The organism is Telluria sp. ZT3P39, assembly GCF_059685935.1.
The window spans coordinates 1-8,561 of the sequence record NZ_JCASIH010000045.1 but is presented as its reverse complement, the minus strand read 5'-3'; the positions used below and the strand labels follow the sequence as shown (position 1 = coordinate 8,561).

5 protein-coding genes are annotated in these 8,561 nt (G+C 65.1%); 3 read left to right on the top strand and 2 right to left on the bottom strand.

Annotated features, from left to right (window positions below):
* The first annotated feature begins 158 nt into the window (after positions 1–158).
* Entirely contained in the window at positions 159–422 is a 264-nt protein-coding gene (locus tag AC56LR_RS21335) for a hypothetical protein (RefSeq protein ID WP_497133446.1), read from the top strand.
* Between the two features lie 24 nt (positions 423–446).
* Here AC56LR_RS21335 and AC56LR_RS21330 read toward each other — a convergent pair whose 3' ends face one another.
* Together AC56LR_RS21330 and AC56LR_RS21325 are read right to left on the bottom strand one after the other, a co-directional pair.
* Entirely contained in the window at positions 447–3,698 is a 3,252-nt protein-coding gene (locus AC56LR_RS21330) for a PAS domain S-box protein (protein ID WP_497133445.1), read from the bottom strand.
* A 32-nt stretch (positions 3,699–3,730) separates the two neighbouring features.
* Positions 3,731–5,821 (bottom strand): putative bifunctional diguanylate cyclase/phosphodiesterase, encoded by a 2,091-nt coding sequence (locus AC56LR_RS21325; protein WP_497133444.1) that lies wholly within the window; start codon positions 5,819–5,821, stop codon positions 3,731–3,733.
* A 251-nt stretch (positions 5,822–6,072) separates the two neighbouring features.
* Between AC56LR_RS21325 and AC56LR_RS21320 the strand changes: the two genes are divergently transcribed.
* Together AC56LR_RS21320 and AC56LR_RS21315 are read left to right on the top strand one after the other, a co-directional pair.
* Complete coding sequence (locus tag AC56LR_RS21320; protein ID WP_497133442.1) at positions 6,073–7,110, top strand: M35 family metalloendopeptidase; 1,038 nt, start codon at positions 6,073–6,075, stop codon at positions 7,108–7,110.
* 221 nt (positions 7,111–7,331) lie between these two features.
* Complete coding sequence (locus AC56LR_RS21315) at positions 7,332–8,420, top strand: M35 family metalloendopeptidase (protein ID WP_497133441.1); 1,089 nt, start codon at positions 7,332–7,334, stop codon at positions 8,418–8,420.
* Positions 8,421–8,561: the final 141 nt, after the last annotated feature.

Sequence of the window (8,561 nt, the reverse complement as noted above, 5' to 3'; positions counted from 1 at the left end):
TGATCTCCCGCTTGGATGGGAGCTGCTTCTTTTTCGGGTTCATGTTTATCCTTCCGGGGCATATTGTCCCCTATTTGGATGTCCATGAATCACGGACTGCCTCAACCTGACCCCGATGTTGCAGGTAGAATTCGCTCTCGATAACACAAGGACAAGCAATGAAAAAGACCGACCTGGCAAAGAGCGACGCCAAAAAACTGATGAACCAGATGGGTGCGAAGGGTGGCGCGTTCGGCGCGGCCGCCGCTCCTGCGGTCGACCGCCGCGAGCAGCGCGAGCGCGAGCGCGCGCTGGGACTGGTGCCGTTTGCCGTCAAGCTCAACGGCGACCTGGTGCAGCAGCTGCAAACGCTGAGCAAGGAACGCGGCGTCGACATGAACGCGCTGGTAGCGGAATTGCTGCAAAAAGGCTTGTCGGCCTGATCATCTTCAAATAGGCCCGGCTGGTCAGCGGCCGCCCGTCGCGGCGACGCTTGCGAGCACCGTTTTCAGCGTATCGACGTCGTAAGGCTTGCCCAGCACGGCCGAGCGCTCCAGGGTGCTGGTGGTGCTGCGCCCGGAGGCGAACACGACGCCGAGTCCGGGAACCTGCCTGCGCGCCGCCAGGGCGAGCTCTTCTCCCGACATGCCCGGCAGCTCGAGGTCCGTCATCAGGACGTCGGCCACGGCCAGCGCGGGCAGCCTCAAGGCCGCCTCGCCGCTGGCAGCGCTGGCGACCACGTAGCCGAGCAGCTCCAGCAATTCCGTCGTGGTCGTGCGCAGCGACTCGTCATCCTCTACCAGTACGATCCTCAGTGCGGCCGGTGGCTTGGCCGCCGCGGCCGCTTGCGTCCGGGCATAGGCAAGGTCGCGTGCCGAACCGGCGCGCTGGTCACGGTTGGCCAGCACGTGGCGGATCTTGGATGCCAGGGCGGCGCGGGTATAGGGTTTGCCCAGCAGTTCGACCCCGGCGTCAAGGCGCCCGCCGTGGACGATCGCGTTCTCGGTATAGCCCGACGTGAACAGCACGGCGAGGTTGGGGATGGCTTCACGCGCCTTGCGCGCCAGGTCCGGACTGCGCAAGGGTCCCGGCATCACGACGTCGGTAAACAGCAGGTCGATCGGGATGCCGCTCGAGACGATCGCCATCGCGCTGGCGGCGTCGGGGGCTTTCAGCACACGGTAGCCCAACTCGCCGAGCAGTTCGACCACGGTCTCGCGCACGCCCTCGTCGTCTTCGGCCACCAGAATCGTTTCGGTGCCGCCGGCCGGCTCGCGCAGATCGACCGGAACCAGCGCGTCTTCCGCTTCGAGGGAACGCGGCAGGTACATCTTGACGGTGGTGCCGAAACCGACTTCGCTGTAGATCTTGACGTGGCCGCCGGACTGCTTGGCGAAGCCGTACACCATCGACAATCCCAGTCCGCTGCCCTTGCCTTCGGCCTTGGTCGAGAAGAAGGGCTCGAATGCCTGCGCGACGACATGGGGCGGCATGCCGCTGCCGGTGTCGCTGACGGCAATCATCACATACTGGCCCGGCGTGACGTCCGGGTGCGTTGCGGCATAGTGATCGTCGAGGTGGGCGTTCCCGACCTCGACCGTCAGCTTGCCGGCGCCGTCCATGGCGTCGCGCGCATTGATGCACAGGTTCAGGATGGCGTTTTCGACCTGCGACACATCGACGAAGGCGTTCCACAGCCCGGACTGGATCACCGTCTCGGTCTCGATCGCCTCGCCCAGTGCGCGCCGCAGCATGTCGTCCATGGCCGCCACGTTGCGGCCAAGGCGCACCACCTTCGGCTCCAGCGCCTGGCGCCGGCCGAAGGCCAGCAGCTGGCTGGCCAGCTTGGCGCCACGCAGCACGCCCTGCATCGCGTTGTCGACCCGGCGCTGGGCGCGCGGATTGTTGGCCACGTCGGTGCCGAGCAACTGCAGGTTGCCGGCGATGACTTGAAGCAAGTTGTTGAAGTCGTGCGCGACGCCGCCGGTGAGCTTGCCGATGGTTTCCATCTTTTGCGACTGCTGCAAGGCCTGCTCGGTGCGGCACATGGCGGCGGCCGCTTCGCGCTCGGCCGTGACATCGCGCGCCACGGCGTGGATGAAGCCGGCATCGGGCGAGGCCGACCAGGCCAGGATGCGATAGCTGCCGTCGCGGTGGCGGTAGCGGTTCTCGAAGGTGAAGGTGGTGCGCCCCTCGCTCAGGCCGGCGACCTCGCGCAGGGTCGCGTCCACATCCTCCGGATGGACGAGGGACAGGAAGGCAGTACCGACCAGGTCGGCTTCCTTCCATCCCAGGACTGTGGTGAACGCCGGGTTGACGGCCACGATCGTCGAGCTGAAATCGGCCACCAGCATCAATTCGGTCGAGAGCCGCCAGATGCGGTCGCGCTCCGCGGTGCGCTGGCTGACCTGTGCGGCCAGGTTGTCGTTCAGGGTGGCGAGCGCGTGGGCGGCGGCCTTCTGGTCTTCGATGTCGGTGTTGGTGCCGACCCAGCGCGTGATGGCGCCAGCCTCGTCGCGCACCGGCAAGGCGCGGCCCAGGTGCCAGCGGTAGTTGCCGTGGCAGTCGAGCAGGCGGAATTCGATTTCATAGGTGCTGCCGCTGGCCAGGGCCTGGCTCCACGCGGCCACCGCGGTGCCGATGTCATCGGGGTGGACCATCTCGGCCCAGCGCCCTTCGTCCAACTGGCCGGGCTGGCGGCCGGAATAGCTGTAGACGCGGTCGTTGAACCAGTCCAGCAGGCCGTCCGGCGGCGCCGACCAGACCTGGTTCGGCAAGGCCTGGGCCAGGGTGCGGAACAGCGTTTCGCTGGCCCGCATGGACTGCTCCGCAAGCACGCGGTCGGTGACATCCGCGCCCTGGACAAATACGCCGTACACGGCGCCGTGCTCGTCGCGCACCGGCTGGTAGACGAAGTCGACAAACACCTCCTTCGCGGGCGCATGGTCGGTCGCAACCGTGGCAAACGGCGTCGCCACGCCGGAGAACGCCTCGCCGCTCGCGTACAGGCTGTCGAGCAGGGCCGCGAAGCCCTGCTCCACCGCTTCCGGCAAGGCCTCGGCGATGGTCTTGCCGATGACATCGCGGAAACCTACCAGCTCGCGATAGGCCTCGTTGACCTGCACGAAACGGTGCTGCGGTCCTTCGAGCATCGCCATGAAGCCGGGCGCCTGGTTGAACATCGCCTGCAGGCGCGCCCGTTCGCCCTGCAGGAAGCGTTCCACGCGCACTTTGTCCGTAATGTCGGCCACCATGGCCATGACGCCGACCGGCAGTTGGGACTCGCCGATGATGGGCGAATAATCCAGGTTGAACCAGATCTGCTCGTCGCGGCCGTTGCGGTTCAGCGTGATCTCCTGGCCGGCGTAGTGCAGGGTATTGCCGGCCAGGCAAACGCGCATGACCTCGTCGTTGAAGTCGCGCGCTTCCGGCCACGCGGCGCGGACCTCGATGCCCAGCAGCGCAGGATGCTTGCCGCCCGCGATCTCGGCATAGCCGCTGTTGTAAATCATGATGCCGGCCTCGCCCCACATGGTGGCGATCGGGAAGGTGGAATGCAGGATCAGCGAGACCGTGCTTTTCACGCTTTGCGGCCAGGCCGCAATGGGGCCGAGCGAGGTCGCCGACCAGTCGAACCGGGCGATCAGTTCGCCGAGCTCGCCGGTGTTATCGAGAAACGACAGGGGAGCAGGCGAAGGCAGGACACCAGGATGGTTCATGGGCGCAGTAGCAGAATGGGGGCAACTGGCGATTATACGTGAGCGCACACCTGCGCCGCCCGCAGCATCGCCTCGATCCGCCCCGGCTCCACCGGCCGGCTGAAGTGGTAGCCCTGCATCTGGTCGCAGCCCTGCTTCGACAAATACGCCAGCTGCTCGCCCGTCTCGACGCCTTCCGCGATCACGTTCAGCTTCATCGAATGCGCCAGCGCGATCACCGCGTTGACGATGGCGGCGTCGTCGGCGTCCTGGGTCAGGTCCATCACGAAGGAGCGGTCGATCTTGAGGCTGTGGATCGGGAAGCGCTTCAGGCTCGCCAGGCTCGAATAGCCGGTGCCGAAATCGTCGATCGCCAGCTGCACGCCCATGGCGGCCAGGCGCCCCATGGTGTCGGTGGCGGCCACCGGGTTTTCCATCAGCACGCTTTCGGTGATTTCCAGGGTCAGGTAGCCCGGGTCGCAGCCGGTGCGTTCCAACAGCGCGGCCACGCACTGGGCCACGTCCTGGCCCAGGAACTGGCGCGCCGACAGATTCACGCTGATGCGCACCGGCGGCAGGCCGGCCTGGCGCCAGGCTACCTGCTGGGCCATGGCGGTTGCCAGCACCCATTCGCCGATCGGCACGATCAGGCCGGTTTCCTCGGCCAGCGGGATGAAGTCGGCGGGTGAGACCATGGCGCGGTCCTGCGGCTGCCAGCGCAGCAGCGCCTCGACACCCGTGACCACACCGCTGCCGATGTCGACCACCGGCTGGTAGTGCAGCAGGAATTCCTGGCGCTGCAGGGCGCGCTGCAGGGCGCCTTCCATGCGCAGGTGTTCGACCGCCTGGGCGCCCATCTCGGCCGTGTAAAACGAGTGGTGGTTACCGCCCTGCGCTTTCGAGCCGTACATGGCGCTGTCGGCGCATTTGAGCAAGGTGGCGCTGTCCTCGCCGTCGCGCGGGTACATGGCGATGCCGATGCTGCCTGACGGGAAGACTTCCTGGCCGCACAGCACCAAGGGCTGGAACAGGTTGTCCAGCAGCTTGCGCGCGACCCGGGCCGCGTCCTCCTGCCCTGCCAGGTCGGGCAGCACCACCACGAATTCGTCGCCGCCCTGGCGCGCCACGGTGTCGCTCTCGCGCAGGCTGTTCGACAAGCGGCGCGCGATCTCGACGATCAGGCCGTCGCCGGCATCGTGGCCGAGGCTGTCGTTGACGTGCTTGAAGCGGTCCAGGTCGATGAACATCACCGCCACCTGGCGTCCGGCGCGGTGCGCATGCATGATGGCCTGGCCAAGCCGGTCCTGCATCAGGACGCGGTTCGGCAGGCCGGTGAGCGCGTCGTGGTTGGCCATGCGCAGCAGCGCTTCCTCGGCCTGCTTCTGGCCCTGGATGTCGTTGATCACGCAGATGAAGCGCTGGTTGCCGTTGACGTCGCGCATTGCCGAGACGTTTACGCTCACCCACACGCGCGCGCCATCGCGCCGCAGCAGGCGTTTCTCCAACTGGTAGTCGCTGACCTGGCCCAGCTTCAGGCGTGTCATGAGCGCCTGCTCTTCCGCCATGTCTTCCGCGTAGGTGAGCTGCTGGAAAAAGCGCTGCAGCAGTTCCATTTCGGTATAGCCGAGGATCTGCGACATCTTGCTGTTGGTGCGCAGCACGCGCCCGTCCGCGCCCAGCAGGACGATGCCGACCGCGGCCTGGTTGAAGGTGAGCCGGAAGAATTCCTCGCTTTCCTGCAGGCGCAGGCGCGCCTTGCGGCGGAAGGTGATGTCCTGGCCGATCAGCAGCAGCATGTAGCCGCCGTCCTTGCGGGTGCGGCGGATGTTGAAGTCGACATAGCGCACGCCATCGGCGCGGCCGTCGAGCGTGACCAGCACGTTGTCGTGGGGCGCGCCGGAGGCCAGCGCCTCGGCCGCATGGCGCGCCAGTTCCGGGCAGGCGATCAGGTCGTCGAGCGCCAGTTTCTGCTCGAACAGCAGGTCGTCCGGCACGCCGAGCAGCTCGGCCATCATGCGGTTCATCGAGCAGGCGCGCAAGGCCGCATCGACCATGACCAGGCCGGCGGGCATGGCGTCGATCACTTGTTCCAGGTAGTTCTGGTTCTGCAAGTGGGTGTCGGCAAAATCCTGCAAGGCGTTCATCGGTAAAGGCGTTTCATGGCGGACCTGCAGCCCTAAGGCAATGTTTATTATGGGATAGTGTCATTGCATGATAGCAATCTGCGTAGTTTGAATCGAGCAGATAATCACGAATAATCACACCTGTTGTGAATACACCATATCGCAAGTGTGGTTTTGTTGCCGACGGCCAATAAAACCTTGGGATGGCGCAAAGCTGGACGGTGGCGGCAGCAGCACAGTAGGACGAATCCCATCGTCTAGAGGAGTCCGCCATGCCACGCCGCCTGCCCTTTTTCCTCCTGCTCTCCCTTGCCGCCACCCCTGCCCTGGCCCAGGACGTGACCGTGACGCTCACGCCGGTGCGCCAGAACTTCGCCCGCGGCGACGACGTACGGGTAGAGGTCACGCTGGCCAACACCGGCTTGAGCCCGCAAACCATCCTGAAATGGCATACCCCGGTCGAGGGCGTGGAAGGGCCGCTGTTCGAGGTGCAGCGCGACGGGCAGCCGGTGCGCTATCTCGGCATCGAGGCCAAGCGCCCGGCGCCGGGCCCGAACGATTACGTGCGGCTGGAACCGGGAGCGTCGATCTCGACCGTGGTGGAGCTGTCGGCGCTGTACGAGATGCATGTGACCGGCTCCTACACCTTGCGCTACCGCACCGCCGCGGCCGGCCTGTTCGGCAGCGCCGGCGTGCGCCAGATGACGGGGGCGCTGGCCTCGAACACGGCCGGGATCTGGATCGAGGGCCGCCTGCCGCGCGGCGCGCGGCCGCCGGCCAAGCAGGCCGCCACCGGCAGCGCTCTGGAATTCAGCAAGTGCTCGAACGCCCAGCAGGAGCAGCTGGTGGCGGCGGTCGACGCCGGCCGCGCGATGACGGTCGAAGGCCATGCCTACCTGACAGCCGGCACGGCCTATGGCGCGCGCTACGGCAGCTGGTTTGGTGCGCTCGACCCGGCGCGCGGCGCGGCAGTCACCAGGAATTTCGCGGCAATCCGCGATGCGTTCGAGACCAAGCCCCTGAAGATCGATTGCGGCTGCAAGGCCTCGTATTTCGCCTACGTCTACCCGGCCCAGCCCTACACGATCTATGTCTGCAAGGCCTTCTGGACGGCGGCCTTGACCGGCACCGATTCGCGTGGCGGCACCCTCTTGCATGAGCTGAGCCATTTCAACGTGGTGGCCGCCACTGACGACCACGTGTACGGGCAGTCGGGCGCTGCCGACCTGGCGCGCACCGATCCGGGACGGGCGGTCAACAACGCCGATTCGCACGAATACTTTGGGGAGAATACGCCGCAACAACAATGACGAAGGGTAATTGCTAACACTTGAACATTGCAATTTCCAGCGCACGATTGAACATTTTTGTGTCTTGTTGACTTTCCACAAATGATGTCACGTTTGGAACGAATCATCTTTACACATACTCATCATTCCGTGATTATTCGTTAGAGTTATTCCATATCACCGGGGTAACTCGATAAGGCTGAGATCAGGCCGCATAACTATTTTTCACACGGAGAATGAATATGAGCTGGAACGGTATCTTGAAGTCGGCAGTGGGCGCTGCGGCGCTGATGGTGGCATGCGGCGCGGTGGCTGCGCCAAAAGGCGTCTCGGTCAGCGTCACCCCCGAGAAGAACGCGCTGGGGCAGGACGAAGACGTGATGGTCAGTGTCACCATCACCAACAACTCGGGCGCGCCGCAATATGTGCTCAAGTCCCGCACCCCGTTCGAGGGCGTGGACCATCCGCTGTTCGACATCAAGCGCGACGGCCAGGCGGTGCCTTACCTGGGCACCCTGGTCAAGCGCGCCGCGCCGACCCAGTCCGACTACTTCGTGCTCAAGCCGGGCGCCTCGCACACCGTCAAGGTCGAGCTCTCGAGCCTGTACGACATGAGCGTGAGCGGCGACTACCAGATCAGCTACAAGACCAATTCGCCACAGCTGTTCCTGGGCACCGCGGCAGCCGGCGGCGATACCGCATCGATCGCTTCGGCACCGGCCTCGGTGTGGATCGACGGGCGCGTCGCGCGCGGCGAGAAGTCGAAGGTGGAGCTGGACCTGGAAGCCATGAAGGCGGCCACGCCGCAGCCGATGGCAACGGGCACGCTCTCGTTCAGCCGCTGCACCACCTCGCAGCAGAGCACCGTGATCTCGGCCATGTCGGCCGGCCTGAACATGGCCACCGACGGCGACGCCTACATGGTGCGCGGCGTGATCGGCCCGCGCTACACCAAGTGGTTCGGCGCGAACAACAGCACCCGCGTGGCCACCGTGACGTCGAACTTCGCCGCGATCAAGGACGCATTCGCGAACAAGCCGGTGACGGTCGACTGCGGCTGCAACAAGACCTATTACGCCTATGTGTACCCGACCCAGCCGTACAAGATCTACGTGTGCAAGGCCTTCTGGACGGCGCCGATGACCGGCACCGATTCGAAGGGCGGCACCCTGGTGCATGAAATGAGCCACTTCAATGCGGTCGCCGGCACCGACGACAACGTGTACGGCCAGTCCGGCGCCGCCAACCTGGCGATCACCAACCCTGACCTGGCGGTGCAGAACGCCGACTCGCACGAATACTTCGGCGAGAACACCCCGGCGCTGAACTAAGCGTTACGGTCTGATCCCTCGCGGATCGTAGATCCTATGATGAAAAGAAAGTGAGCCGATTTGCAGATTGAGTCCTAACCTGAGAGTTCGAAACTTAGACTTAGGAGATCAACATGCAACCGGCTCACATGGAAGATTCTA